General features: G+C 61.5%; 25 protein-coding genes. 7 read left to right on the top strand and 18 right to left on the bottom strand.

Going from position 1 to position 24476, the window contains the following annotated elements:
• Nucleotides 1–171: 171 nt before the first annotated feature.
• The 12 genes from ABOK31_RS14560 to sdhC all read right to left on the bottom strand — a co-directional run bounded on the left by ABOK31_RS14560 (nt 172) and on the right by sdhC (nt 13367).
• The gene (locus tag ABOK31_RS14560; protein WP_349956476.1) at nt 172–3156 is read right to left on the bottom strand and encodes a 2-oxoglutarate dehydrogenase E1 component; all 2985 of its coding nucleotides are present in this window, start codon (nt 3154–3156) and stop codon (nt 172–174) included.
• Between the two features lie 175 nt (nt 3157–3331).
• Nucleotides 3332–4234 carry a succinate--CoA ligase subunit alpha gene (sucD, locus tag ABOK31_RS14565; protein WP_077471929.1) on the bottom strand — a complete coding sequence of 301 codons (903 nt, stop codon included), beginning with the start codon at nt 4232–4234 and terminating at the stop codon, nt 3332–3334.
• A gap of 12 nt (nt 4235–4246) precedes the next feature.
• The gene (locus ABOK31_RS14570) at nt 4247–4738 is read right to left on the bottom strand and encodes a DUF1579 family protein (RefSeq protein WP_349956477.1); all 492 of its coding nucleotides are present in this window, start codon (nt 4736–4738) and stop codon (nt 4247–4249) included.
• A gap of 5 nt (nt 4739–4743) precedes the next feature.
• Nucleotides 4744–5937, bottom strand: coding sequence for an ADP-forming succinate--CoA ligase subunit beta (gene sucC / locus ABOK31_RS14575; protein ID WP_149635908.1), 1194 nt, complete (start codon nt 5935–5937; stop codon nt 4744–4746).
• Nucleotides 5938–5964: 27 nt separating this feature from the next.
• On the bottom strand, nt 5965–6927 hold the full coding sequence (gene mdh, locus ABOK31_RS14580) for a malate dehydrogenase (protein ID WP_174178023.1): 963 nt from the start codon (nt 6925–6927) through the stop codon (nt 5965–5967).
• Between the two features lie 180 nt (nt 6928–7107).
• A complete protein-coding gene (zapE, locus tag ABOK31_RS14585) occupies nt 7108–8271 on the bottom strand; it encodes a cell division protein ZapE (protein WP_349956478.1) in 1164 nt (387 codons plus the stop codon).
• Nucleotides 8272–8335: 64 nt separating this feature from the next.
• On the bottom strand, nt 8336–8860 hold the full coding sequence (locus ABOK31_RS14590; RefSeq protein ID WP_174178027.1) for a protease inhibitor Inh/omp19 family protein: 525 nt from the start codon (nt 8858–8860) through the stop codon (nt 8336–8338).
• Nucleotides 8861–9005: 145 nt separating this feature from the next.
• Nucleotides 9006–9806 carry a nucleotidyltransferase domain-containing protein gene (locus ABOK31_RS14595; RefSeq protein WP_349956479.1) on the bottom strand — a complete coding sequence of 267 codons (801 nt, stop codon included), beginning with the start codon at nt 9804–9806 and terminating at the stop codon, nt 9006–9008.
• A gap of 55 nt (nt 9807–9861) precedes the next feature.
• A complete protein-coding gene (locus tag ABOK31_RS14600; protein WP_349956480.1) occupies nt 9862–10641 on the bottom strand; it encodes a succinate dehydrogenase iron-sulfur subunit in 780 nt (259 codons plus the stop codon).
• A gap of 17 nt (nt 10642–10658) precedes the next feature.
• Entirely contained in the window at nt 10659–12515 is a 1857-nt protein-coding gene (sdhA, locus tag ABOK31_RS14605) for a succinate dehydrogenase flavoprotein subunit (RefSeq protein WP_349956481.1), read from the bottom strand.
• Between the two features lie 7 nt (nt 12516–12522).
• On the bottom strand, nt 12523–12903 hold the full coding sequence (sdhD, locus tag ABOK31_RS14610) for a succinate dehydrogenase, hydrophobic membrane anchor protein (RefSeq protein ID WP_174178031.1): 381 nt from the start codon (nt 12901–12903) through the stop codon (nt 12523–12525).
• A gap of 65 nt (nt 12904–12968) precedes the next feature.
• Complete coding sequence (sdhC, locus tag ABOK31_RS14615) at nt 12969–13367, bottom strand: succinate dehydrogenase, cytochrome b556 subunit (RefSeq protein WP_174178033.1); 399 nt, start codon at nt 13365–13367, stop codon at nt 12969–12971.
• 303 nt (nt 13368–13670) lie between these two features.
• Here sdhC and ABOK31_RS14620 point away from each other — a divergent pair, with 303 nt between their 5' ends.
• On the top strand, nt 13671–14066 hold the full coding sequence (locus ABOK31_RS14620) for a hypothetical protein (RefSeq protein WP_349956482.1): 396 nt from the start codon (nt 13671–13673) through the stop codon (nt 14064–14066).
• 6 nt (nt 14067–14072) lie between these two features.
• Here the strand turns inward: ABOK31_RS14620 and ABOK31_RS14625 are convergent, their stop codons facing one another.
• The 5 genes from ABOK31_RS14625 to tsaD are packed head-to-tail and all read right to left on the bottom strand — an operon-like array spanning nt 14073 to nt 17582.
• On the bottom strand, nt 14073–14723 hold the full coding sequence (locus ABOK31_RS14625) for a methyltransferase (RefSeq protein ID WP_349956483.1): 651 nt from the start codon (nt 14721–14723) through the stop codon (nt 14073–14075).
• Between the two features lie 18 nt (nt 14724–14741).
• On the bottom strand, nt 14742–15173 hold the full coding sequence (locus tag ABOK31_RS14630; RefSeq protein ID WP_113347886.1) for an EVE domain-containing protein: 432 nt from the start codon (nt 15171–15173) through the stop codon (nt 14742–14744).
• Nucleotides 15174–15176: 3 nt separating this feature from the next.
• Entirely contained in the window at nt 15177–15470 is a 294-nt protein-coding gene (locus ABOK31_RS14635; protein WP_349956484.1) for a YciI-like protein, read from the bottom strand.
• Between the two features lie 28 nt (nt 15471–15498).
• Nucleotides 15499–16488, bottom strand: a complete 990-nt coding sequence (locus ABOK31_RS14640) for an NAD(P)H-dependent glycerol-3-phosphate dehydrogenase (RefSeq protein ID WP_349956485.1) — start codon at nt 16486–16488, stop codon at nt 15499–15501.
• Complete coding sequence (tsaD, locus tag ABOK31_RS14645; protein ID WP_349956486.1) at nt 16485–17582, bottom strand: tRNA (adenosine(37)-N6)-threonylcarbamoyltransferase complex transferase subunit TsaD; 1098 nt, start codon at nt 17580–17582, stop codon at nt 16485–16487. The genes ABOK31_RS14640 and tsaD overlap by 4 nt, the downstream gene beginning before the upstream one ends.
• Nucleotides 17583–17666: 84 nt before the next feature.
• Between tsaD and hemC the strand changes: the two genes are divergently transcribed.
• The 6 genes from hemC to ABOK31_RS14675 all read left to right on the top strand — a co-directional run bounded on the left by hemC (nt 17667) and on the right by ABOK31_RS14675 (nt 23744).
• Complete coding sequence (gene hemC, locus ABOK31_RS14650) at nt 17667–18596, top strand: hydroxymethylbilane synthase (RefSeq protein ID WP_174178044.1); 930 nt, start codon at nt 17667–17669, stop codon at nt 18594–18596.
• 6 nt (nt 18597–18602) lie between these two features.
• On the top strand, nt 18603–19331 hold the full coding sequence (locus ABOK31_RS14655) for a uroporphyrinogen-III synthase (protein WP_349956487.1): 729 nt from the start codon (nt 18603–18605) through the stop codon (nt 19329–19331).
• Between the two features lie 79 nt (nt 19332–19410).
• Entirely contained in the window at nt 19411–20691 is a 1281-nt protein-coding gene (locus tag ABOK31_RS14660) for a hypothetical protein (RefSeq protein ID WP_349956488.1), read from the top strand.
• Nucleotides 20692–20819: 128 nt separating this feature from the next.
• Complete coding sequence (locus tag ABOK31_RS14665; RefSeq protein ID WP_349956489.1) at nt 20820–22427, top strand: heme biosynthesis protein HemY; 1608 nt, start codon at nt 20820–20822, stop codon at nt 22425–22427.
• A 113-nt stretch (nt 22428–22540) separates the two neighbouring features.
• On the top strand, nt 22541–23026 hold the full coding sequence (locus ABOK31_RS14670; protein WP_174178052.1) for a TerB family tellurite resistance protein: 486 nt from the start codon (nt 22541–22543) through the stop codon (nt 23024–23026).
• A complete protein-coding gene (locus ABOK31_RS14675; RefSeq protein ID WP_174178275.1) occupies nt 23019–23744 on the top strand; it encodes a glutamine amidotransferase in 726 nt (241 codons plus the stop codon). The genes ABOK31_RS14670 and ABOK31_RS14675 overlap by 8 nt, the downstream gene beginning before the upstream one ends.
• A gap of 99 nt (nt 23745–23843) precedes the next feature.
• Here the strand turns inward: ABOK31_RS14675 and ABOK31_RS14680 are convergent, their stop codons facing one another.
• Entirely contained in the window at nt 23844–24473 is a 630-nt protein-coding gene (locus ABOK31_RS14680) for a poly-gamma-glutamate hydrolase family protein (RefSeq protein WP_349956490.1), read from the bottom strand.
• Between the last annotated feature and the right edge of the window lie 3 nt (nt 24474–24476).

The following is a 24476-nucleotide window of genomic DNA, read 5'->3' on the forward strand; positions in this document are numbered from 1 at the left end:
GCCGCGGCGCAAGCGCCCGAACGACCATAGCGGTCGACCGGGCATTTGCTTGATTGCGGCGATAGGCGGCATGTTGCTGCATGACGGCCATGTTCTCCCCCGTCGCATCATGCGGAAGGCTGGGGCGCGACGCCGCGATTTTCAAACGAAAACGCGTCATCGCGCAACCCCTCAACCGCCGAGCGCGTCCTCGAGGAACGCCGCAAGCTGCGACAGATGCTTGGACATCAGGCCCGTCGCCGGAGAGGCGGCGGCCGGACGGCCGGTGTAGCGAACGCGCTGGTACTTGGCATCGATATGGGCGAGCACCCATTCCAGATAAGGATCGATGAAGGACCATGCGCCCATGTTCTTCGGCTCTTCCTGGCACCAGACCATTTCCGCATTGCGGAAGCGGCTGAGCTCGTTGATGAGCGCCTTGGCCGGGAACGGATAGAGCTGTTCGATGCGCAGCAGGTAGATATCGTCGATGCCGCGCTTCTCGCGCTCTTCCAGGAGATCGTAATAGACCTTGCCCGAGCAGATGACGACGCGACGGATCTTGTTGTCCTTCTGCAGCTTGATCGGGCTGTCCTTGATCAGTTCCGCATCGTCCCACAACAGGCGGTGGAAGGAACTTTCGCCCGCCATCTCCGCAAGCGTCGATACGGCGCGCTTGTGGCGCAGCAGCGACTTCGGCGTCATCAGAATCAGCGGCTTGCGGAAGTCGCGCTTCAGCTGACGGCGCAGGATATGGAAGTAGTTCGCCGGCGTCGTGACGTTGGCGACCTGCATGTTGTCTTCGGCGCAGAGCTGCAGATAACGTTCCAGACGGGCCGAGGAGTGTTCCGGACCCTGGCCTTCATAACCATGCGGCAGCAGGCAGACGAGGCCGGACATGCGCAGCCACTTGCGTTCGCCCGACGAGATGAACTGGTCGAAGACGACCTGCGCACCGTTGGCGAAGTCGCCGAACTGGGCTTCCCAGAGGGTCAGCGCATTCGGACGGGCGAGCGAATAACCGTATTCGAAGCCGAGAACCGCTTCTTCCGACAGCATCGAGTTGATGACTTCGTAGCGGGCCTGGGTCGGCGACAGGTTTGCGAGCGGGATATAGCGCTCTTCGGTCTCCTGATCGTAGAGAACCGAATGACGCTGCGAGAAGGTGCCGCGTTCGCAATCCTGACCAGACAGGCGGATCTTGTGGCCATCCACCACGAGCGAACCGAATGCCAGGGCTTCCGCCATGGCCCAATCGATGCCCTCGCCCGTCTGCACCATGTTGGCGCGGTTTTCCATGAAGCGCTGGATGGTGCGGTGCGCATGGAAGCCGGCCGGAATTTCCGACAGCTTGCGGCCGATTTCCTTCAGCGACTTCATCGGCACGGCGGTCTTGCCGCGGCGCTGCTCGTCGGCATTGTCGGCCGTGTGCAGGCCGGACCACTCGCCGTCAAGCCAGTCGGCCTTGTTCGGCTTGTAGGACTGGCCGGCCTCGAACTCCTGCTCGAGGTGGGCGCGCCAATCGGCCTTCATCTTCTCGACTTCGCCTTCGGTCAGCACGCCTTCGCTGATCAGCCGCTGCGAATAGAGCTGCAGCACCGTCTTGTGGGCGCGGATAACCTTGTACATGTTCGGCTGCGTGAAGGACGGCTCGTCGCCTTCATTGTGGCCGTAGCGGCGGTAGCAGAAGAGGTCGACCACAACAGGCTTGTGGAACTTCATGCGGAATTCGGTCGCGATCTTCGCGGCATAGACGACCGCTTCCGGATCGTCGCCGTTGACGTGGAAGATCGGCGCTTCGATCATCTTGGCGACGTCGGACGGATAGGGCGACGACCGCGAGAAGGCCGGATTGGTGGTGAAACCGATCTGGTTGTTGATGATGACGTGCATCGTGCCGGCAACGCGATGGCCGCGTAGACCGGAGAGGCCAAGGATTTCGGCAACGACGCCCTGGCCGGCGAAAGCCGCATCACCATGGATCAGCAGCGGCACGACCTTGGCGCGTTCGGACAACGGGATGATGTCGCCGTCCCACTGTGTGGCACCCATGTCCTGCTTGGCACGAGCCTTGCCCATGACGACAGGATTGACGATTTCGAGGTGCGACGGGTTTGCCGTCAGCGAGACGTGCACCTTGGCGCCGTCGAAATCGCGATCCGAAGACGCGCCGAGATGGTACTTCACGTCGCCCGAACCTTCGACTTCGTCAGGCGCGTAGGAGCCGCCCTTGAATTCGTGGAAGATGGCGCGATGCGGCTTGCCCATGACCTGGGACAGCACGTTCAGGCGGCCGCGGTGGGCCATGCCGAACACGGCTTCCCTGAGGCCGAGCTGGCTGCCGCTCTTCAGGATTTGTTCGAGCGCCGGGATCAGCGATTCGCCGCCATCGAGGCCGAAGCGCTTGGTGCCCTTGAACTTGACGTCGAGGAACTGCTCATAGCCTTCGGCTTCGATGACCTTCTGAAGAATGGCCTTCTTGCGCTCGGGATTGAAGGCAATGCCCTTGTCCGGACCTTCGATGCGTTCCTGAATCCATGCCTTTTCCTCCGGGTTGGAGATGTGCATGAATTCGACGCCTAGGGTGGAGCAGTAGGTGCGCTCGAGGATCTCGATCATCTCGCGGATGGTTGCGAATTCGAGGCCGAGCACGTTGTCGATGAAGATCTTGCGGTCGAAGTCGGCCTCGGTGAAGCCATAGGCTTCCGGCGACAGCTCCTTGTAGTCTTCGACCGGCGCGGCGATGCCGAGCGGATCGAGCTTGGCATGCAGGTGGCCGCGCATGCGATAGGCGCGGATCATCATGATGGCGCGGACACTATCGCGCGTCGCCTGCAGGACGTCGGTGGCGCTCGCCGGCGTACCGGCTGTTTCGGCCTTCGCCTTCAGCTTGGTTTCGATGACCTTCTCGACAACGCCCCAGTCGCCGTCGAGCGCGGAAACCAGATCGCCCTTTGCCGGGATCGGCCAGTTCTTGCGCTGCCAGGAGGCGCCCTTGGCTGCCCTCTTCACGTCGTCGGGGCTATCCTCGAGCGCCTTGAAGAAAGACCGCCATTCGTCGGAAACCGATGAAGGATCGTCCTCGTAGCGCGCGTAGAGCTGCTCGATATAGGCAGCGTTGGCGCCATCCAGGAACGAGGTGATCTGAAATTGCTCGTTGGCTTCTTGCCTTGCCATGGTGAATCTGCGGGCGCTCTCGCCCGTCTCCCAACTTGTTTGCATTGCCGGTTTTCGGGTCCCCGGCGACCGTATTTCATTCGCGGCTATCAAGGCCGTATGTATGCACTTGCGAGTGTCGAAACCGGACGGGACAAGCAGATGCCGCCCCGTCCGGCCTTGCTATGAAGTAGGCTCAGCCCTTCAGGACTTCCACCAGCGTCTTGCCGAGACGCGCCGGCGACGGCGACACGCGAATGCCTGCCGCTTCCATCGCCGCAATCTTGTCTTCCGCGCCGCCCTTGCCGCCGGAAATCACGGCGCCGGCATGGCCCATGGTGCGGCCGGGAGGTGCCGTGCGGCCGGCGATGAAACCGACCATCGGCTTCTTGCGGCCCTTCTTGGCTTCGTCCTTGAGGAACTGCGCGGCTTCTTCTTCAGCCGAACCGCCGATTTCGCCGATCATGATGATCGACTTGGTTTCGTCGTCCGCGAGGAACATCTCAAGAATGTCGATGAATTCGGTGCCCTTGACCGGGTCGCCGCCGATGCCGACAGCCGTCGTCTGGCCGAGGCCTTCATTGGTGGTCTGGAACACGGCCTCGTAGGTGAGCGTGCCGGAACGCGAGAGAACGCCGACGGAGCCCTTCTTGAAGATGGAGCCCGGCATGATGCCGATCTTGCACTCGTTCGGGGTCAGAACGCCCGGGCAGTTCGGTCCGATCAGGCGCGACTTCGACTTGATCAGGCGGTCCTTGACCTTGACCATATCGGCAACCGGAATGCCTTCCGTGATGCAGACGATCAGCGGGATTTCAGCGTCGATCGCTTCGAGGATCGCAGCCGCAGCGCCTGCCGGCGGCACGTAGATGACCGAAGCGTTGGCGCCGGTGGCATCCTTGCCTTCGGCGACGGACTTGAAGATCGGCAGCTTTTCGCCGTCCTTGCCGGTCCAGGTTTCACCGCCCTTGGAAGGGTGGATACCGCCGACCATCTTCGTGCCGTGATAGGCAAGCGCCTGTTCGGTGTGGAAGGTACCGGTCTTGCCGGTCAGGCCCTGAACCAGAACCTTGGTGTCTTTGTTGATGAGAATAGACATGCGAGGCCTTTGTTACGAGAGGTTGGAAGACGCGGAGGCAACGCGACGATATAAGCCGCTGACAACCTCCTGCCATGTATCGCTGCCGGCGGGCGCAAAAGTGACGCCCATGCGGTAGCAGTCTTCATTTTCGAACTGAAAGAGAGTGCGCTGCTGACCGCGCGGCGAAACCTTGGTCAGAACAAGCTTGTCATCGATCCACTCGCCGGAGGCCGGCGCGGCGGGCGTAAAGCCCACGGTATCGAACTGATAGAGCTTGTAGGCCTGATCCGCAGCGTCGAAGCCGAGAATGTTCCGGGCTTCGAACGATGCGGTTCCGTCCCGCATCTGCATGTAGCGCTGTTCGACGAAAAATCCGCCGAACAGACACTCGGCCGTGAGGCGCGCGGTTGCCGTGCCTTCCTTCGTCCAGGCCGAAGCCGCGACATGCTCTTCCCCTTCCCAGGTGCCGGCAAAGGCACCGAGGCGGAGATGAGCAGCCGTTGGAGCGAAGGAAGCAGCCATCCCGATCAGCCCTTGACTGCCTTCACGATCTTCTGGGCGGCATCGTCCAGGTCATCTGCGGAGATGACGTTGAGACCGGATTCGTTGATGATCTTCTTGCCGAGTTCGACATTGGTGCCTTCGAGGCGAACCACGAGCGGAACCTTCAGACCGACTTCCTTGACGGCTGCGAGCACGCCTTCGGCAATGACGTCACACTTCATGATGCCGCCGAAGATGTTGACCAGAATGCCCTGGACAGCCGGATCGGCAGTGATGATCTTGAAGGCGGCCGTAACCTTTTCCTTGGTGGCGCCACCGCCGACATCGAGGAAGTTCGCCGGCTCAGCGCCGTAGAGCTTGATGATGTCCATGGTTGCCATGGCGAGACCGGCACCGTTGACCATGCAGCCGATGTTACCGTCGAGGGCGACATAGGCGAGGTCATATTCGTGTGCCTGGATTTCCTTCTCGTCTTCCTCGGACGTGTCGCGCAGCGCGCGGACGTCTTCGTGACGGAAGAGAGCATTGCCGTCGAAGGACACCTTGGCGTCGAGAACGCGCAGGCGGCCGTTGGTCATGACGATCAGCGGGTTGACTTCGAGGAGGGCCATATCCTTCTCGACGAAGGCCTTATAGAGGATCGGGAAGAGCTTGGCGGCATCTTCGCGGGCAGCACCTTCAAGCTTCAGCGCATCGGAAAGAGCAGCCGTGTTGGCAGCCGTCACGCCCGTCGACGGATCGATGGCGACGGTGATGATCTTTTCCGGCGTGTCGTGCGCGACGGTCTCGATGTCCATGCCGCCTTCGGTCGAAACGACGAAAGCGACCTGACCGACCGAGCGGTCGACGAGGATCGAGAGATAGAGTTCGCGGTCGATGTCGGCGCCGTCTTCGATATAGAGGCGGTTGACCTGCTTGCCGGCCGGGCCGGTCTGCTTGGTGACCAGCGTGTTGCCGAGCATGTCCTTGGCGTTGGCGACGACGTCGTCAACCGACTTGGCGAGGCGAACGCCGCCCTTGGCATCCGGGCCGAGTTCCTTGAACTTGCCCTTGCCGCGGCCACCGGCGTGGATCTGGCTCTTGACGACGTAAAGCGGGCCTGGAAGCTGCTTGGCAGCGGCGGCGGCCTCATCGGCGGAGAAGATGGCAACGCCGTCCGCGACGGGTGCGCCATAGGTCTTCAGCAGCGCCTTGGCCTGGTATTCATGAATGTTCATGGGTCTATCCCTGTTGGAAGGCGGAGATTACTTCAGCGACGGCGCGATGGCGATGCAGGCTTCGCAAAGGCCGGCGACGGATGCGACCGATTTGTCGAAGGCTTCCTTCTCGGCCTTGTTCAGGTCGATCTCGATGATGCGCTCGACACCGCCAGCACCGATGATCGTGGGAACGCCAACATACATGTCCTTGACGCCATACTGACCATCGAGATGGGCAGCGCTGGGCAGAACGCGCTTCTTGTCCTTGAGGTAGGATTCAGCCATTGCGATGGCGGAAGCGGCCGGAGCGTAATAGGCCGAGCCGGTCTTCAGCAGGCCGACGATCTCGGCGCCGCCATCACGGGTGCGCTGGATGATTTCTTCAAGGCGCTCGGCGGTGAGCCAGCCCATGGTGACGAGGTCCGTCAGCGGAATGCCGGCAACCGTGGAGTAGCGAGCGAGTGGAACCATCGAGTCGCCATGGCCACCAAGCACGAAAGCGGTGACGTCTTCGACCGAGACGTTGAATTCCTTGGCGAGGAACAGGCGGAAGCGCGAGCTATCGAGCACGCCGGCCATGCCGACGACCTTGTTGGCCGGGAGGCCCGAAAACTTCTGCAACGCCCAGACCATCGCGTCGAGCGGGTTGGTGATGCAGATCACGAAAGCGTTCGGGGCATACTTCTTGATGCCGGCGCCGACCTGTTCCATGACCTTGAGGTTGATGCCGAGAAGATCGTCGCGGCTCATGCCCGGCTTGCGGGCAACGCCGGCGGTGACGATGCAGACGTCAGCGCCTTCGATCGCGGAATAGTCGCTGGCGCCGGTGAGGTTGGCGTCGAAGCCTTCGACCGGAGAAGACTGGGCGATGTCGAGACCCTTGCCCTGAGGAATGCCGTCCGCGATGTCGAACAGGACGATGTCGCCCAGTTCCTTCAGGCCGGCGAGATGCGCCAGCGTGCCACCAATCATGCCAGAACCAATAAGTGCGATCTTGTTGCGCGCCATTTCGGTGTATCCTTTGCGATCAAAATCCGTGGCGGGACACCGTGACAGGCATCCACAATAGCCGTCAATCGCATAGACCCATAGGGTGAAATTGGCAATTGATTATTTTTGGATCAGGAATTTCAATCGGTTAGATCGAAAATATCTTACGTAAACGTAAGATATTCTGTCACCGAATTGTTACTCGGCCGCGCGCCTAGCCGGAGTCTGGGCCAGATATTCCGCACTGCGCATCTCGAAAAGCCGTGACGCGGTACGGTCGAATTCAAAGCCTTCGGTCCCCCGCCGCTCCTCCAGAAGATCCTCCGGCATGGCAGCCGCAGACACATAAAGGCGGATGTTATGATCGTAGAGCGTGTCGATGAGAATGATGAAGCGCTTCGTCTGGTTGCGCTTGTCCGGCCCGAGCTTCGGCACGCGATCGAGGAAGATCGTATCGAAGCGTTCAGCGATGGCGAGGAAATCGGCAGGCCCGAGCGGCGCGTCACAGAGATCGGCAAAGGAAAAGCGCGCCATGCGGTCGACGGCGAGCGGCACATGGATGGAGCGCCCCTTCATCGGGATCTCCGCCGGCTGCGCCTTGCGCCCGTGCAGCGCCTGCATCCAGGAGGCATCCATCGCCATCTCCGCCCGCTGATCGAGCGGCGAGAGATAGACGGGCTGGCTGTTCAGCTTCTCCATGCGGTAATCGGTCGGCGAATCCAGCGTCACCACACCCACATGCTTCTTCAGGAGATCGATGAACGGCAGGAAGAGGCCGCGATTGAGCCCATCACGATAGAGATTGCCGGGCTCGACGTTCGACGTCGCGATCAGCACGCAGCCGAGCGAGAACAGCTCGGAAAACAGCCGCGACAGGATCATCGCATCGGCGATATCGGTGACGGTGAATTCGTCGAAGCACAGCAGCTCGGCCTCGGCGTAGAGATCGGCGGCAACAGGCGGTATGGGGTCGGCCTGCTTCGTTTCGCCGTTCTTGAATTTCAGCCGCTGCGCCGCAATCCGGTTGTGCACATCGGTCATGAACTCGAAAAAATGCGCCCGGCGCTTCTTCTGGCAGGGCGCCATCGAGAAGAACATGTCCATCAACATGGTCTTGCCGCGGCCGACGCTGCCGTGAATATAGAGACCCTTGATCGTCTCGGCCGATTTCTTGCGCGCGGCAAACATCCAGCCAAGCGCGCTGGATTTTGCGGCCGGTTTCTTTCGCTTGAGATCGGCAAGCACGCGGTCCAGCATTTTCGCCACATCCATCTGCGCCGAATCCACCTGAAGGGATCCGGACGCCGTCAGCGCCTTCAGCTGTTCGCAGACGCTGATCGAATAATCTGGCATGGGCTGCATGGGGAAATATCCGCCTGTGCAAAATGGGGGCGCACCCAAAGGGTGCCGCCCCTTTCAAATAAGCTTATCGGCTGAGGCTGAGCGGCTGGCCAGAAGCGGTCGAGCCGTCAAAGCGCGAATCGGCCGTCTTGTAGACCGTACCGATCGTCGAGCCGTCACGGTTTTTCAGGAGAACCTGCTTGCCGGACACTTCCCACGACCCCATCGAGGTCAGCTCGCCTGCGCAGCCACGGGTACCACCCCGCGAGCCGCTGCCAAGGTTGGTCAGCGTCAGGAACATGTCGCAGCTCGATCCGCCGTTGCTGACCTTCCAGCTGCCGACCATCGATTCCTTCGTGACATCCATGGCGGAAGCCGCCATCGCCTGCTGCTGTGCCGGATTGGCCGCATTCGGCGCGCCCGCCGGAGCGGCAGGGAATTGCGAGCCGTTGCCGGCGCCTGCGGGCGGAAGCTGGCTGGATTGTACGGAAGGAACAGGCTGGGCCTGCAGTGGCGGGGCAGAATAACTGTCGTTGTTGTATGCCGTGCGCTGGCAACCGGCAAGCGACAGCCCAATCGCCGCAGCCGTCACTGCATATCTAAACCGCATCATCACACTCCTAAATGATTGTCCACCGCTGACATCTGCAAAGTGATGTTTAATGATGTCCGAATTATCGTATTTCACTTTGGTTAATCAAGTCGATACCGCCACAAATTGCGGATAGCCATAGCTGGACAAGAATCGGGTGGTTTCAAGGCGTCACCCGGCGAACCTCATCCAGATAAAACCGATCAGCGAATTCCTGCATGCTTTTGTCGCGCGCTTGGTCTTCCCGGAATATGCCTGAGACGTTGGAATAACGTACGAGCGAGGCAGATAAAAACTCCGTGACGGGCGACGGCGGCACGCCTTCCCCCATTTCACGTGTGTCTTTTTTGACTGTCACCAGTTGCAGAATGCTGGCCCGAATGTCTTCGGTGACATCGATATCCGCCAAACATTCAAGCATGTTCATGGGCGGCAACTTGGCGAAATGCGTTTGTCGCATCCATTCCAGCGCTATCGCCGGGCGGATGGAGTAGAGCAGCTTTTTCAGACGGATGGGCGCGGTCCCATCATCAGGCTGATGCTGCTTCATGAGCCCAATATAATGCCGAGCAACTTTTTCCGGCACCATGATCACATCAAGCAAAGTACCGAGGCGGCCACGGAAGCCGGCCTCCTCCTCGTAGACGATCGGCGATTTCAACCATTCGACAAGAACGGCATTGCCCTTCAACGCCAAAAGCAAAGCCTTGCGCAGATCCCAGCCACCGGTATCGATATCGCCAACGATCGGAAATTCGATGACATCGCGATGCGGGAACAACGTCAGATGATCCCGCTCTGGTCTGACATAGACGAAGCGACAATCATAATCGCTGTCCGGTGAGGGAAATCCCCACGCGCGACTCCCGCTTTCGATAGCAAAGCCGATACGGATACCCTCGGTCTTTACCGAAGCAAGCCGCAAACGAATTTCGGCCACAGCCTCCGGCGCGAAGCCTTCCATCGTCATGCGAACATCATCCTTATCGCCCTCAAGCCGGCGAATGATCGCCGGCGGGTTAAAACCGCCGCTCGACCATCATCTTCTTGATTTCGGCGATTGCCTTGGCCGGGTTCAGGCCCTTCGGGCAGGTCTGGGCGCAGTTCATGATCGTGTGGCAACGATAAAGGCGGAAGGGATCCTCAAGATTGTCGAGGCGCTCGCCCTTGGCTTCGTCTCTCGAGTCGATCAGCCACCGATAGGCCTGCAGGAGGACAGCCGGGCCGAGATAGCGGTCGCCGTTCCACCAGTAGCTCGGACAGGAAGTCGAGCAGCAGGCGCACAGGATGCACTCGTAGAGACCGTCGAGCTTCAGGCGATCTTCATGGCTCTGCTTCCATTCCTTGGCCGGCGGCGGCGAAACCGTCTTCAGCCAGGGCTCGATCGAGCGGTGCTGGGCGTAGAAGTTCGTCAGATCCGGCACGAGATCCTTGACGACGGGCATGTGCGGCAGCGGATAGATCTTCACCGTGCCCTTGATCTCGTCCAGACCCTTGGTGCAGGCGAGTGTGTTGGTGCCGTCGATGTTCATCGCGCAGGAACCGCAAATGCCTTCGCGACAGGAGCGGCGCAGCGTCAGCGTCGGATCGATCTTGTTCTTGATGTAGAGCAGACCGTCGAGCACCATCGGGCCGCAATCGTCGATATCGATATAGTAGGTATCGATGCTCGGGTTCTGGCCGTCATCCGGGCTCCAGCGGTAGACGCGGAATTCGCGCGTGTTCTTGGCACCGACCGGCTTCGGCCAGACCTTGCCTTCGCGCATCTGAGAGTTCTTGGGGAGAGCGAGTTCAACCATGGTCAGTTCCTCTCAGATCAGTACACGCGTGCCTTCGGCTCGATCTTGTGCGGATCGATGCCTTCGGCGATCAGGTCGGTGTGAACCGGACGATAGTCGAGCTTCACGTCGCCTGCCTCATTGACCCAGGCAAGCGTATGCTTGCGCCAGTTTTCGTCGTCGCGGCCGGCGAACTTGCCCTCGGTATAGTCCTCGCGGGCATGCGAGCCGCGGCTTTCCTTGCGGGCCTCGGCGCCGTAGATCGTCGTGATGGCGTTGGCCATCAGATTGTGCAGCTCCAGCGTTTCAACGAGGTCGGAATTCCAGATCAGCGAACGGTCGGTGACCTTGATGTCGGCCATTTCCTTCCAGATCTCCGAAAGGCGGCGGACGCCGGATTCCAGCGATTCCTGGGTGCGGAACACGGCCGCATCTTCCTGCATGGCGCGCTGCATCTTCTCGCGAAGCGCCGCCGTCGGCGTCGAGCCGCTGGCATGGCGCAGACGATCGAAGCGATCCATGATCTTGTCGCAAGCCGCAACATTGAGGGCTGGCACCGGACCGTCGCGGTCGATGACCTGACCCGCGCGGATGGCCGCAGCACGGCCGAAGACCACGAGATCGATCAGCGAGTTCGAACCGAGACGGTTGGCGCCATGCACTGAAGCGCAGCCGGCTTCGCCGACGGCCATCAGGCCCGGCAGCACGCGCTCGGGATTGTTGCTGTCGGCGTTGAGCACCTCGCCCCAGTAGTTCGTCGGAATGCCGCCCATATTGTAGTGAACGGTCGGCAGAACCGGGATCGGATCGCGGGTCACGTCGACGCCGGCGAAGATGCGGGCGCTCTCGGAAATGCCGGGAAGGCGCTCATGCAGCACGGCCGGATCGAGATGGTCGAGGTGCAGGAAGATATGGTCCTTGTTCTTGCCGACGCCGCGACCTTCGCGGATCTCAAGCGTCATGCAGCGCGAAACGACGTCACGCGAGGCAAGATCCTTTGCTGAAGGCGCATAGCGCTCCATGAAGCGCTCGCCCTCGGAATTGACGAGATAGCCGCCTTCGCCGCGTGCGCCTTCGGTGATGAGACATCCCGAACCGTAGATGCCGGTCGGGTGGAACTGAACGAATTCCATGTCCTGCAGTGGCAGGCCGGCGCGAGCCACCATGCCGCCGCCGTCGCCGGTGCAGGTATGGGCCGAGGTCGCCGAGAAATAGGCGCGGCCGTAGCCGCCGGTTGCCAGCACCACCATCTTGGCGGCGAAGCGATGGATCGTGCCGTCATCGAGGCACCAGGCGACAACGCCGGTGCAGCGGCTGCCGTCGTCGGACATGATGAGGTCGAGCGCGAAATACTCGATGAAGAATTCCGCGTTGTTGCGCAGCGACTGGCCATAGAGCGTGTGCAGGATGGCATGGCCGGTGCGGTCGGCGGCAGCGCAAGTGCGCTGCACCGGCGGTCCCTCGCCGTAATTCTGCATGTGGCCGCCGAACGGGCGCTGATAGATCTTGCCTTCCTCGTTGCGCGAGAAGGGCACGCCATAGTGTTCGAGCTCGTAGACTGCCTTCGGCGCTTCCATGACCATGTACTGCATGGCGTCGACGTCGCCGAGCCAGTCGGAACCCTTGACGGTGTCGTAGAGGTGCCACTGCCAGCTGTCCGGCGTCATGTTGCGCAGCGAAGCGGCGATGCCGCCCTGGGCGGCGACGGTGTGCGAACGGGTCGGGAAGACCTTGGTGATGCAGGCGGTGCGGAAGCCCTGCTCGGCCATGCCGAGCGTGGCGCGCAGGCCGGCGCCGCCGGCGCCGACGACGATCACGTCATAGGAGTGATCGATGTACTTGTAGGCTTTCCCGTTCTGGGCAGCCCCATTCTGAGCGGATGAGTTCGGTGCCATGATGCAATTATCCTACGAACGCGATCTTCAGAATGGCGAAAAGACAGAGCCCCGCCATGACGATCGCGAAGAACGTGTTGAGCATGAGAAGGACGATCTTGCCGAATTCGCCGTGGACATAGTCCTCGATGATGACCTGCATGCCGAGCTTCATGTGAATGACGCCGGAGATCACCATCAGGCCGAAGATGACGGCCACGATCGGGTTCGAGATCGCATGCACGACTTCCGAATAGGGCGCGCCGGCATAGATGATTAGGAAGATGACGAAGAAGAGGAAGAGGGGAACGTTGGCAACGGCGGTCAGGCGCTGGCGCCAGAAATGATCGGTGCCTTCCTTGGCGGAACCGAGACCGCGGACTTTGCCCAGAGGAGTGCGCATATCCATGAGAAATATCCTTTAAAGCATGATCCCGAACGGCGCCCAGGCGCTTCCGGGAACGATCATGCCAATCAACCCAGGCGGATGGCGATGCCGATGATCCAGACCAGCGCGGTCAGACAGATCGAGGCGATAAGCGTGAACTTGGCCATTTTCGTCGAGACGGCGGGATCGAAACCGTGCCCGAGATCCCAGACGAAGTGGCGCAGACCGCCGATCATATGATGCAGCAGCGCCCAGGTGTAGCCGAGCAGGATGATGCGGCCGATGATCGTGCCCATGATCCAGTTGACCAGATCGAAATAGCCCTGTCCCGTCGCCGCGGCGATCAGCCACCAGGCGACCAGCACCGTGCCGAAGTAGAGCGCGCCGCCGGTGATACGGTGGACGATCGACATGACCATGGTGGGGATGGGTTTGTAGATTTGCAGATGCGGCGACAGGGGCCGGTTTTGTGTGACGTTCGCCATCAGAACCTCGCGGCGTTACGATACGCTTAGAACCCGGATATCCGGGGCAACGCGCGCGCAGGGATGCGCAGTGTGCGTTGCATCATTGCGACCATTAATCACACAGACGCCCATCGACAAGCACAATTGATGCCTGCATCGAATTTAATCGATTCGGATCGCTCTGCACTTTAGCGAGCATGCAACCACGGACTCCCCATTCCGGGCTATTTACCATTCCGGCAACCCTGGCGTGGACTTCGCGGCAGTCTTGGGGCAATCTGCCGTTAAGATTTCATTAACCGATCGGAAGCGGGGCGAATCATGAAGCCGCATCTTTTCAAGGCAGCAGCGCTCATTTTGGCGGCAGCAGCTCTTTCCTCGACGCCGACTTCGGCCAGCGACTATCGCCACTGGCACCATCATAACCGCCCCGGCATCGTGCGCCTGAATCAGATATCCCAGCCGCAGGGTCCCGGGCAGCAACCTGCCCGGATCGTCATCATGGAACGGCGCGACGCGGCAAACGCCGGCAGCTATGCCGGCTCGGCCGACGTCTATCGGGCCGATGGCGGCACCTATGTTATCGGCTATGGCGGTTACAATCCTTATGCCCGGCCGGCTGCGACGCAGCTGAGGCCAAAGGCAAAGGTCATCGACGTCCGCTATGCCGGCAATCCCTGCGCATACGAAGCCGGCGTCTGCGTTATCCGGCACTGACGGTCATCAGCCGGCGAGAAATCGCCAGACCGTCGTTTTCTTGATTTCGCTGTCCTCGAGCGCCCGCGTCACCGGCACCTGATAGGTCGCCTGCTCTTCCAGGCGATCCTTGGGAAGATAGGCCCTGCCGGGATCCCCGACCAGAACCGTCTTCCCCTCGCCCGCCAAGCATCTTAGCCATGGAACGAGGCTCGCGGCAAAATCGCGATCATAAAAGACATCGCCGGCAAGGATGACATCCGCATCCACGACCAGGCCGATGATATTGTTTCCGGCAAAGTCCAGATCGACGCTGTTTTCAACAGCATTTAACCGGACCGCCATGCCTGCCCAGGGATCGATATCGACGGCAAGAACATGCCGCGCACCCGCACGCTTGGCGGCGATGGCGACAAGCCCGGAGCCGCTCGCGAAATCCAGTACGGTTCTGCCGGCAACGATCTCCGGATGATCGAGGATATGGCGTGCCAGGCCCTGGCCACCCGCCCAGGCAAAAGCCCAGAAGGGCGGCGGCAGGCCGATCTCTTCGAGTTCTTCTTCCGTCTTCAGCCAGAGCTCATGCGCCTCGCTTGCCAGATGCAGCCGGATTTCCGGCACATGCGGCGGCGCCACCAGGCTGGTATTGGCACGGATGAAGCTTTCCGGATCGGTTTTCAACGAACCCCACCCACCGAATCAGGCCGGAGGGTTGTCCAGACCGCCCATGCGGCAGACTTCAAGCCATTCATCATCCGTCACCGGCTGCACCGAAAGCCGCATGGAGGTGACGAGCGCCATCTGCGAAAGCTTCGGATTGGCCTTGATGTCCTTGAGGGTCACGGGATTCGGCATATCGCGGACGGCGCGGATGTCGACACATTCCCAGCGCGGATCGTCCTTGGCGGTCGAATCCGGATGCGCCAGCGCGCAGACTTCGACGATGCCGACGACTTCGAGCCCGTCATTGGAGTGATAGAAGAAGCCTTTGTCGCCGATCTGCATGGCCCGCATGTTGTTGCGGGCAAGGTAGTTGCGCACGCCGGTCCACTCGGTTCCCTTTTCGCCGGCATCCTTCTGCTGCTGCCAGGACCAGGAGGACGGCTCGGATTTATAAAGCCAATGCGCCATTCCTCATGCCTCCGGCTTGTTGAAGACCCAGTTGAACGGCTTGACCTCGACGCTCTCGAACAGGCCGGCCTTCGTATAAGGGTCCGAATCGGCAATCGCGACCGCCGCTTCGACACTGTCCGCCTCGACAATCACCAGGCTGCCATTCGGCTTGCCTTCCGCATCGAGGAACGGACCCGCCATCTTCAGCGTTCCCTCGGCATTGAGCTTGTTCAGATGCTCCACATGCGCCGGGCGCGTCTCCATGCGGACGTTGAGGTAACCGGGCTTGTCCTTGCAGACAAAAGCGAACAGCATTGCTTGGGCTCCTTTGGATATCCAGAAACTATTCCGTGGTGATCGGCCGTGTCATCAATTGCCCGATGGCTGTGGGAATGTCGAGCTTGCCGTCGATGATGGCTGAGACTGCGTCGGTGATCGGCATGTCGACGCCGAGCTCGTGGGCGAGCCGCGCGGCGATGGAGGCGGCATAGGCGCCTTCGACCAGGGCGCCATGCGTCGGGTCGGCGGCCTTGCCTTCACCGAGCGCGATGCCGAAGCGCAGATTGCGGGATTGATGGCTGGTGGCCGTCAGCACGAGGTCACCAAGGCCTGATAGGCCGCGCACGGTTTCAGCCTTGCCGCCCTTGGCCGCGACAAAGCGCGACATTTCGGCAAGACCGCGGCTGATCAGTGCCGCACGGGCGGAATCGCCAATACCCCGGCCCTCGACGATGCCGCAAGCGATGGCGAGGACATTCTTCAGCGCGCCGCCGAGCTGCACGCCGATGCGGTCGTCCGATGCGTAGAGGCGAAAGGTCGGGCCGGAAATCGCCTGTGCCAGCCGTTCGGCCACAGCCATATCGGCAGCGGCGATGGCCATCGCCGTCGGCAGACCCCTAGCGATATCGGCGGCAAAACCCGGGCCTGAGAGCACGGCAATGGCATGCTGCGGCAGTTCCCGCGCCAGCATGTCGGTCAGGAGGTCGCCGGAAACCTTGTCGATACCCTTGGCGCAGGTGACGACGATCGGATCCTTGGCAAGATAAGGGCCATAATGCCTGGCGGCATCGGCCTGCGCCTGCGACGGCATGGCGAAAAGAACGATGCCGGCATTGGAAATGGAGTCGGCCTCGGCCGAGAACTGCAGCGAATCCGGCAGTGCGATGCCGGGCAGCACGGCATCATGCATGCGATCGGCTGATAGATCCGCCATCAGCCCTGCCTTGCGGCCGACAAGCGTCACGTCGCTGCGGCCGGTGAGCGCGATGACGGCGGCGAGCGCCGTGCCGAAAGCGCCGGCGCCGATGACTGCGATCCGCTCTTTGCCGCTCATGCCTTCGCTCCTCGTTTGCCGTGCCCGAGCAGGGTTTCCGCCTTCTGATCCAGCGGCCAGCGCGAGCGTGGCTGCACATCGAGATCGTCGGGTGCGGCACCCGTCGCCATGCGCTCCAGTCCGGCCCAGGCGATCATGACGGCATTATCGGTACACAATCTCAATGGCGGTGCGATGAAGCGGAAACCGTTGGCATCGCAGAGCTCCTGCAGCGTGCGGCGCAGCTCGAGATTGGCGGCAACGCCGCCGGCGACGACAAGCGATGGCTTTTCCGCCGTTTTCGGAAATTCCGTCTTGAAGCGCTGCAGGCCGCGGCCGATCCGGTCCTTCAGCGTGCGCGAAATCGCCTTCTGGAAGGAGGCGCAGATATCGGCAATATCCTGCTCCGTGACGGGCGCAATCGCCGTCGCCGCCTGCCGTACCGCCGTTTTCAGACCGGAAAAGGAAAAATCGAGGCGCGTCTCGCCAACGAGCGGCCGCGGAAGATCAAAGCGGTCGGGATTGCCGCTTTTCGCGGCTGCCTCGACGGCCGGACCACCGGGGTAAGGCAGCCCCAGAAGCTTGGCCGTCTTGTCGAAGGCTTCACCGAGCGCATCGTCAATGGTCGTGCCCCAGCGCTCGTACTCACCGACGCCGCGCACCAGGATCAGCTGCGTGTGGCCGCCCGAAACGAGCAGCATGAGGTAGGGAAACGCAAGCCCGTCCGTCAGCCGCGCCGTAAGCGCATGGCCTTCCAGATGGTTGATGGCGTATAATGGCTTGCCGGTTGCTCGGGAGATCGCCTTGCCGGTCATCAACCCCACAAGCAACCCGCCGATGAGGCCCGGACCGGACGTGGCGGCAATGGCATCGACGTCCGAGAGCGACACATTGGCGCGTTTCAATGCTTCGTCGATCAGCGTATCCAGCGCCTCGACGTGTGCCCGCGCGGCGATTTCCGGCACGACGCCGCCATAGGCGCTATGCTCGTCCAACTGGCTGAGGACGACGTCGGAACAGACCGTGGGCGTGCCGTCTTCCCGGCGCTCGACAATGGCTGCAGCGGTTTCGTCGCAGCTTGTTTCGATGCCGAGAATGCGAAGAATGGATGCCATGGAGAAAGTTCGTTGCCTACAGGTCGATTGCGGTAAAGCGGAAATATGGTTACGGGAACTGTCGGTAACAACGGATCAAAGCGGATGCAAACAAAACCTTTCCGGATCGGCACGCGCGGCAGCCCGCTGGCGCTCGCCCAGGCACATGAGGCACGCGACCGTCTGATGGCGGCCCATGGCCTTCCGGAAGAGATGTTCGAAATCGTCGTTCTCACCACCAAGGGCGACCGCATTACCGACCGGTCTCTGGCGGCAATCGGCGGCAAGGGCCTGTTCACCGAGGAACTCGAAGAGAAGCTCACCTCGGGCGAGCTCGACTTCGCAGTCCATTCCGCCAAGGACATGGCGACGAAGCTGCCACAGGGCCTGGCGCTCACCGCCTACCTGCCGCGCGAGGACATTCGCGATTCCGTCATCGGCCGCTCCGCGCCGAAACTGGCAGAACTGCCGCATGGCGCCACCGTCGGCTCGGCATCGCTGCGCCGCCAAGCGCTGATCCGTCGCCTGCGCCCCGATATCAATGTCATCACCTTCCGCGGCTCGGTCCAGACCCGTCTGCGCAAGCTGGAAGAAGGACAGGCCGACGCGACCTTGCTGGCGCTGGCCGGCCTGAAGCGGCTCGGCATGGTCGAGGTCATCACGGATATTCTCGATCCGGACGAGTTTCCGCCGGCCCCCGCGCAGGGCGCGATAACGATCGAAAGCCGCATCGACGACAGCAGGATGAACGATCTGCTTGCCGCCGTGAACGACGCGCCGACCTTTGACGCCGTATCTTGCGAACGTGCCTTCCTGGCGGCACTCGACGGCTCCTGTCGCACACCAATAGCCGGCTACGCAATTTGCGAAGGTGATCATCTGCGTTTCTTCGGCATGATTCTCACGCCGGATGGCACGCAGGTCCACACGACGACCATCGAAGGCCATCGGCGCGATGCCGAGGCGCTGGGGATCAATGCCGGCCAGGCGATCCGCGCCGAGGCCGGCAGCTCCTTCTTCGAAGACTGGACCTGACAAGAGATGCGCGTCGTCGTCACCCGCCCTCGGCATTCGGGTGAACGCACCATGCGGCGGCTGGCGCAGCTGGGACACGACCCCCTGCTGCTGCCGCTGGCGGAACCTGTCCATAATGCCGAGGAAGCAAGACGAGCGCTCCTGGCCACGCAGGGTGCCGTCGCCGTCACCAGCGCCGAAGCGATCCGGGCGCTTTCGCTATTGGACTCTGATCTTAAGTCCCATCTTGATCGCCGCCTCTTTGCCGTCGGAAAGGCGACAGCTAAAGAGGCGGGTGATCTCGGATTCAGTGATATCGCCATATCCGAAGGTGGCGGCACAGAGCTTGCCGCTATGATTTCCAGCCATCCTTCAGGCTTGAACAACGGTCCGCTCCTCTATCTTGCAGGCTTTCCGCGGGCGGCCGGCTTCGAAGCCGGACTGGCTGAGCGGCATCTGCCTTTCCTGACCGTCGAATGCTACCGAATGCAGGATATCGTCCCCGACGACGCCGTTCTTCGCCGGCTTTTCTCAGACACCCGCGCCGATGCCGTGCTGCTTTATTCTCACGAGACCGCCAAGCGTTTTTTCAGCCTGCCTTTCGTCGCCCACAACCCGACGGCTTTTGCCGAAACGCGGTTTCTCTGCCTGAGCGAAGCGGTCGCCGGCGCGGTTCCAGAGGTGCTGCGAGCCCATGTCGATATCGCCGATATGCCGAATGAAGACAGGCTTATGGCGCTTCTGATCCATGCGTAAAGTCGCAATTTTGATGTAAGGCCTTTCCATAATCGTCTTGTCTGTCTAACTTCGCTGCAGCGCATGAAAAGAGGACCTCATGGTATCGCGAAAAACGCCTAACCATTCGAAGCCCAACGACGAACCGGTCACGATCGATCTGGAAGCCGAAAAAACTGCGCAGGACGCAGCTCCCGAGGATTTGACCGAGCGCAGCCATGGCGAGCTTGGCGGCTCCTCGGCCGATGAAGTGGAAATGCCGCTTGAAACGGAGAAGGAACCACTTCGCGAGGAGGCTCAGGAGTCTATCTTCGGTGCCGCGCCGGAAGAACCGCAAACAGCAGCGGCGCAGCAGGCCGATCCTCCGCCTTCCCATGCCGAACATCCGTCTCATACGGAGCGGCCGCAATCGCGTGAAGGCTCGACGTCAGGCCTTATCGCGGCCGGCATCACCGGCGGCCTGATCGCCCTCATCTGCGCCGGCGCCTTACAGTATGCGGGCTTCCTGCCTGGCGGCCGCGCAAGCAAAGAAAGTTCTACCGAGATCACCGCATTGAATGCGGAGATCGACGGCCTCAAGCAGAGCATCGCCAATCTCGCCGCCGCGCCGGCAGCCAAGCCCGACGAGGCGCTTGCCGCTCGCGTCGCAGCGCTTGAAACGAACGCTGCCAACGGCGCTTCGGCAAGTGGTTCGGGTGGAGCCGCAAATCCTGCTTCAGAACAGAAGATCGCTTCGCTGACCAGCGAGGTCGAGCAGCTGAAATCGGATCTCAGCAAGGCAACGCAGAGCCAGGCAAGCTCGGATGCCGAAGTCAGCAAGCGTCTCGACGACGCCGAAAAGAAGCTGAGCGGACCGAGCCAGGAGAGCGCTGTTGCCCGCGCCATCGCAGCTGCAGCATTGAAGGCCGCGATCGATCGTGGCGGGCCGTTCCAGCCGGAGCTCGACACCTTCGCCAATGTTGCGCCGGACGACCCGGCCGTTGCCGATCTCAAGAACTTCGCCCAGACCGGCGTCCCCTCCCGCGCCGACCTGATCCGTCAGGTTTCCGATGTCGCGACCGCAATCGTCGCGACGGCACAGACAGACGATCCGAACCAGAGCTGGAGCAGCCGGCTGATGTCGGGCGCAAAATCGCTGGTCCAGGTCCGCGCCGTCGGCAACGTCCCCGGCGACAGCATCGACGCCGTCGCCGCCCGCTTCGAGGACAAGGTCAGGAATGGCGATCTGCCAGGCGCGGTAACCGAGTGGAACAGCCTGCCTGATGCGGCCAAATCCGCCTCGGCCGCCTTCAAGCAATCGCTGGAGGCCCGCATCCGCGTCGAGGATCTGGTAAGCGACGCCCTGTCGAAGGCGATCGCCAATACCGGGAAACAGAATTAGAGCATGATGCCGAAAAGTGTGAGCGGTTTTCGGACAACATCATGCTCTACCTATTTGATTTTAGAGCGGATTCAGATTTTCGATCGTTACGATCTAAAATCATCCGGCTCTAATGACGGAGCGCAGCAATGATCAGACTGCTTATCTTCGCCATTTTCGTCCTGGCTCTCGGCTATGGCTTCTCCTGGCTGGCGGATCGCCCCGGCGATCTCTCGCTGGTGTGGGGCGGCCAGCTTTACCAGACGAAGCTCATCGTCGCCGCCGCGATCCTGATTGCGCTCATCGCCGCCGTGATGATCGTCTGGTGGTTCGTGCGGCTGATCTGGACCTCGCCTTACTCCGTCACCCGCTATTTCCGCGCCCGCAAGCGCGATCGCGGCTACCAGGCGCTCTCTACCGGCCTGATCGCCGCCGGCGCTGGCAATTCGCTGCTCGCCCGCAAGATGGCGGCGCGCACCCGCGGCCTCATCCGCGCCGATCAGGAGCCGCTTATCAATCTCCTCGAAGCGCAGGCTGCCTTGATCGAAGGCAAGCACGACGAGGCACGCCAGAAATTCGAACTGATGGCCAACGATCCCGAGACGCGCGAACTCGGCTTGCGCGGCCTCTACCTTGAAGCCAAGCGCCTCGGTGCGCACGAAGCTGCGCGGCAATATGCCGAAAAGGCGGCCGACCAGGCACCCTACCTGCCCTGGGCGGCGCAGGCGACACTGGAATATCGCAGCCAGGCCGGTCGCTGGGATGACGCCATCAAGCTCCTCGACCAGCAGAAGGTCGCCCATGTCGTCGATAAGACGACAGCCAATCGCCAGCGCGCCGTGCTGCTGACGGCACGCGCCAACGACAGGCTGGAAAATGATCCTACCGGCGCGCGCGACGATGCGCTGTCGGCATTGAAGCTCGTGGACGACTTCGTGCCGGCGGCACTGATCGCCGCCAAGGCACTCTTCCGCGAAGACAAGGTACGCAAGGCGGCCTCCACCCTTGAGCAGGTCTGGAAGGCGCATCCGCATCCCGAGATCGGCAAGGCCTATGTGCGAGCCCGCAGCGGCGATTCCGTCCTGGACCGTTTGAAGCGCGCCGAAAGGTTGGAGGCGATCCGCCCGAACAATGTCGAAGCACTGCTGTTGACCGCAAAGGCGGCGCTGGATGCCGGCGATTTCGCCAAGGCACGCGCCAAGGCCGAAGCCGCCGCACGGATCGATGCGCGCGAAGGCGCTTTCCTGCTTCTCGCCGATATCGAGGAGGCCGAAAGCGGCGATCAGGGCCGTGTCCGCCACTGGATGGCACAGGCACTGCGCGCGCCGCGCGATCCGGCCTGGGTTGCTGATGGCTTCGTCTCGGAAAAATGGCTGCCGCTGTCGCCGATCACGGGCCGTCTCGATGCTTTCGAATGGAAGGCACCCTTCGGCCAGATCGATGGGCCAGTGGAAGAAGGCTCCACGGTGTCCGTCGATGCGGCGCTGAAATCACTGCCGCCGGTGCGCGAGACTGCTTCCGCAACCGTCGCAGAGAAGCCAAGTTCACCGAAAGTTGCATCGCCGGCCACCAATACCTATGTCATGGAATTGGAACCCGCTGTGGCGAAACCATCGCCGAGCACATCCGAAGCAGCGCTGAAACCGGCGCAACAGGAGTCGGAGTCCCGCCCCTTCTTCGGTGGTGCGCCGGATGACCCGGGTGTGAAGGATCACAAACTTGAGCCGGAACCCAAGACGCGGCTCAAGTTGTTTTAGAGCAATTCCAGCAAAACTGCGCAGCGGTTTTGCGCCCGGAATTGCAGGAAGACGAAAAGATCGAGCATGGTGCCCCAAGAACCCTGCTCTGCTTGTTTTGAGAATGGAAACGGATGTTCGAACGCTTTCAGGAATTCCTTCATAACCTGACCCAGGACCATCCCAAATCCGGCTTTGCACCCGACGACCCGCGCGTCGCGGTCGCAGCGCTCTGTATCCAGGTCATGGAAGCCGACGGCAAGATCGAGAACAGCGAGAAGAAGCGGCTGCGCAAGCTCCTGAAGGAGCAATATGGCCTTGATGGCCGCAAGCTCGATCAGCTGATCGCGGCCGGCGAAGAAGCCGAAAGCGAGGCCGTCGACTACTATCGCTTTACCTCGGACCTAAAGCGCCATCTTGACAGCACCCAGCGGCTCGAACTGCTGGGCATCCTCTGGGATATTGTCTATGCCGACGGTGAGCGCAGCGAGATGGAAGACCATGCCATCTGGCGCATCGCCGACCTCATGGGCATTTCCGATCGCGAGCGCATCATGAAGCGCCAGGAAGCAGCCGCCCGCGCGCCCGGTTCCAGGGTGGAGACAGGCAATGATGATTGAAGCGCCGAAGAGCGCCGGCCGCCCGATCTTGATCGTGCTCCATCAGGAGCGCTCCAGCCCCGGCCGCGTTGGCCAGATGCTGCTGGAAAAAGGCTTCGATCTCGATATCCGCCGCCCGGTCCTCGGCGACCGCCTGCCCTCGACGCTCGAGGCCCATGCCGGCGCCGTGGTCTTCGGCGGCCCGATGAGCGCCAACGACCCGGATGAATTCATCAAGGCCGAGACCGATTGGCTGAAGGTTCCCCTCAAGGAAAACCGGCCTTACCTCGGCATCTGCCTTGGCGCGCAGCTCCTCGCCCGCCATCTTGGAGCCAAGGTGAAGGCCCGCGAAGACGGCAAGACCGAGATCGGCTGGTATGGACTACAGCCGACGGAAAAGGGTCGGCTGCTGATGCGCTGGCCGCAGATGGTCTATCATTTCCATCGCGAAGGCTTCGAGCTGCCGCATGGCGCCGACCTGCTGGCAACAGCCGAGACCTATCCCAACCAGGCCTATCGCTACGGCACCAATGCCTGGGGCCTGCAGTTCCACGCCGAACTTACGCGCGCCATGATGCAGCGCTGGGTCGTGCATGGCGAGCACCGCTTCTGCATGCCGAACGCACAGCAGGGCCGCGAACATCTGGAAGGCCGCATGATTTTCGACGCCGCGCTCAAGACCTGGCTGTCGGAATTCCTCGACCTCGTCTTCGAGGGCAAGCAGGCAATGGCGGCTTAGAGTGTTTCCGCTTTTCTCCGAATCGCGAAAACGCTCCAGCCTTTTGTTTCTGCGCAATTCCGGGCGGAAAACCGCTATGCACTTTTCCTGGAATTGCTTCTAAAGGCCCTCGCCTGACGAAAGCACGCGGCCGAATTCATCGATCGCCCCACGGATTGCAGACGCATATTGCTTCAGCTTCTCCGCATCGGCCATAAGGGCATCCCTGACACCTCTCGGAATCTCAAGCTGCACCCCAACCTGCCGCTGGCCGCGATTGCAGATATTGCCGGCCGAAGCTCCCGCGAGCGCCTCCCCCTTCTTTCTCGCAACCGCAACAAATCCATCCCGGCGAAGCGCGTCTGCGATCAGATCACGTAGCGATACATCAAGCCCGCCGATCCAGCTTGACTGCGGATCGTCCCGATCCGCTCGGCCATGAACGGCGATGACGATTGCTGAATTGGCAACCAGATCGTTTGCAATCGGCTCATCGAAATTCTCGGAAGTGACGTGCAGCTCATGATGGAGCCGCGCCGGATCGAGCCCTTCGAAACGATAAAGGGAGAACCGTTCATCCGCGATCGCAAGCGCGATCTCGGATGTGGCAGGCTCGATGAAGCCGCCATGGGGAACGATGACGGCGACAGGCGATGATCGATCCACGATACGGATGCGGTAATCGACGCCTTCGGTCTCATACTCGCGAAGAGCCGAAAACGAATTGTATCGATCCGGCAGCCTCGTCATTAC

Origin of the sequence: Rhizobium sp. ZPR4 (genome assembly GCF_040215725.1) — a bacterium.
GTDB classification, from domain to species: Bacteria; Pseudomonadota; Alphaproteobacteria; order Rhizobiales; family Rhizobiaceae; genus Rhizobium; species Rhizobium rhizogenes_D.

Coding starts and splice junctions, on each gene's coding strand:
- ABOK31_RS14560 (WP_349956476.1), bottom strand. CDS start 3,156: ATGGCAAGGCAAGAAGCCAACGAGCAATTTCAGATCACCTCGTTCCTG.
- sucD (WP_077471929.1), bottom strand. CDS start 4,234: ATGTCTATTCTCATCAACAAAGACACCAAGGTTCTGGTTCAGGGCCTG.
- ABOK31_RS14570 (WP_349956477.1), bottom strand. CDS start 4,738: ATGGCTGCTTCCTTCGCTCCAACGGCTGCTCATCTCCGCCTCGGTGCC.
- sucC (WP_149635908.1), bottom strand. CDS start 5,937: ATGAACATTCATGAATACCAGGCCAAGGCGCTGCTGAAGACCTATGGC.
- mdh (WP_174178023.1), bottom strand. CDS start 6,927: ATGGCGCGCAACAAGATCGCACTTATTGGTTCTGGCATGATTGGTGGC.
- zapE (WP_349956478.1), bottom strand. CDS start 8,271: ATGCAGCCCATGCCAGATTATTCGATCAGCGTCTGCGAACAGCTGAAG.
- ABOK31_RS14590 (WP_174178027.1), bottom strand. CDS start 8,860: ATGCGGTTTAGATATGCAGTGACGGCTGCGGCGATTGGGCTGTCGCTT.
- ABOK31_RS14595 (WP_349956479.1), bottom strand. CDS start 9,806: ATGGAAGGCTTCGCGCCGGAGGCTGTGGCCGAAATTCGTTTGCGGCTT.
- ABOK31_RS14600 (WP_349956480.1), bottom strand. CDS start 10,641: ATGGTTGAACTCGCTCTCCCCAAGAACTCTCAGATGCGCGAAGGCAAG.
- sdhA (WP_349956481.1), bottom strand. CDS start 12,515: ATGGCACCGAACTCATCCGCTCAGAATGGGGCTGCCCAGAACGGGAAA.
- sdhD (WP_174178031.1), bottom strand. CDS start 12,903: ATGGATATGCGCACTCCTCTGGGCAAAGTCCGCGGTCTCGGTTCCGCC.
- sdhC (WP_174178033.1), bottom strand. CDS start 13,367: ATGGCGAACGTCACACAAAACCGGCCCCTGTCGCCGCATCTGCAAATC.
- ABOK31_RS14620 (WP_349956482.1), top strand. CDS start 13,671: ATGAAGCCGCATCTTTTCAAGGCAGCAGCGCTCATTTTGGCGGCAGCA.
- ABOK31_RS14630 (WP_113347886.1), bottom strand. CDS start 15,173: ATGGCGCATTGGCTTTATAAATCCGAGCCGTCCTCCTGGTCCTGGCAG.
- ABOK31_RS14635 (WP_349956484.1), bottom strand. CDS start 15,470: ATGCTGTTCGCTTTTGTCTGCAAGGACAAGCCCGGTTACCTCAACGTC.
- ABOK31_RS14640 (WP_349956485.1), bottom strand. CDS start 16,488: ATGAGCGGCAAAGAGCGGATCGCAGTCATCGGCGCCGGCGCTTTCGGC.
- tsaD (WP_349956486.1), bottom strand. CDS start 17,582: ATGGCATCCATTCTTCGCATTCTCGGCATCGAAACAAGCTGCGACGAA.
- hemC (WP_174178044.1), top strand. CDS start 17,667: ATGCAAACAAAACCTTTCCGGATCGGCACGCGCGGCAGCCCGCTGGCG.
- ABOK31_RS14655 (WP_349956487.1), top strand. CDS start 18,603: ATGCGCGTCGTCGTCACCCGCCCTCGGCATTCGGGTGAACGCACCATG.
- ABOK31_RS14660 (WP_349956488.1), top strand. CDS start 19,411: ATGGTATCGCGAAAAACGCCTAACCATTCGAAGCCCAACGACGAACCG.
- ABOK31_RS14665 (WP_349956489.1), top strand. CDS start 20,820: ATGATCAGACTGCTTATCTTCGCCATTTTCGTCCTGGCTCTCGGCTAT.
- ABOK31_RS14670 (WP_174178052.1), top strand. CDS start 22,541: ATGTTCGAACGCTTTCAGGAATTCCTTCATAACCTGACCCAGGACCAT.
- ABOK31_RS14675 (WP_174178275.1), top strand. CDS start 23,019: ATGATTGAAGCGCCGAAGAGCGCCGGCCGCCCGATCTTGATCGTGCTC.
- ABOK31_RS14680 (WP_349956490.1), bottom strand. CDS start 24,473: ATGACGAGGCTGCCGGATCGATACAATTCGTTTTCGGCTCTTCGCGAG.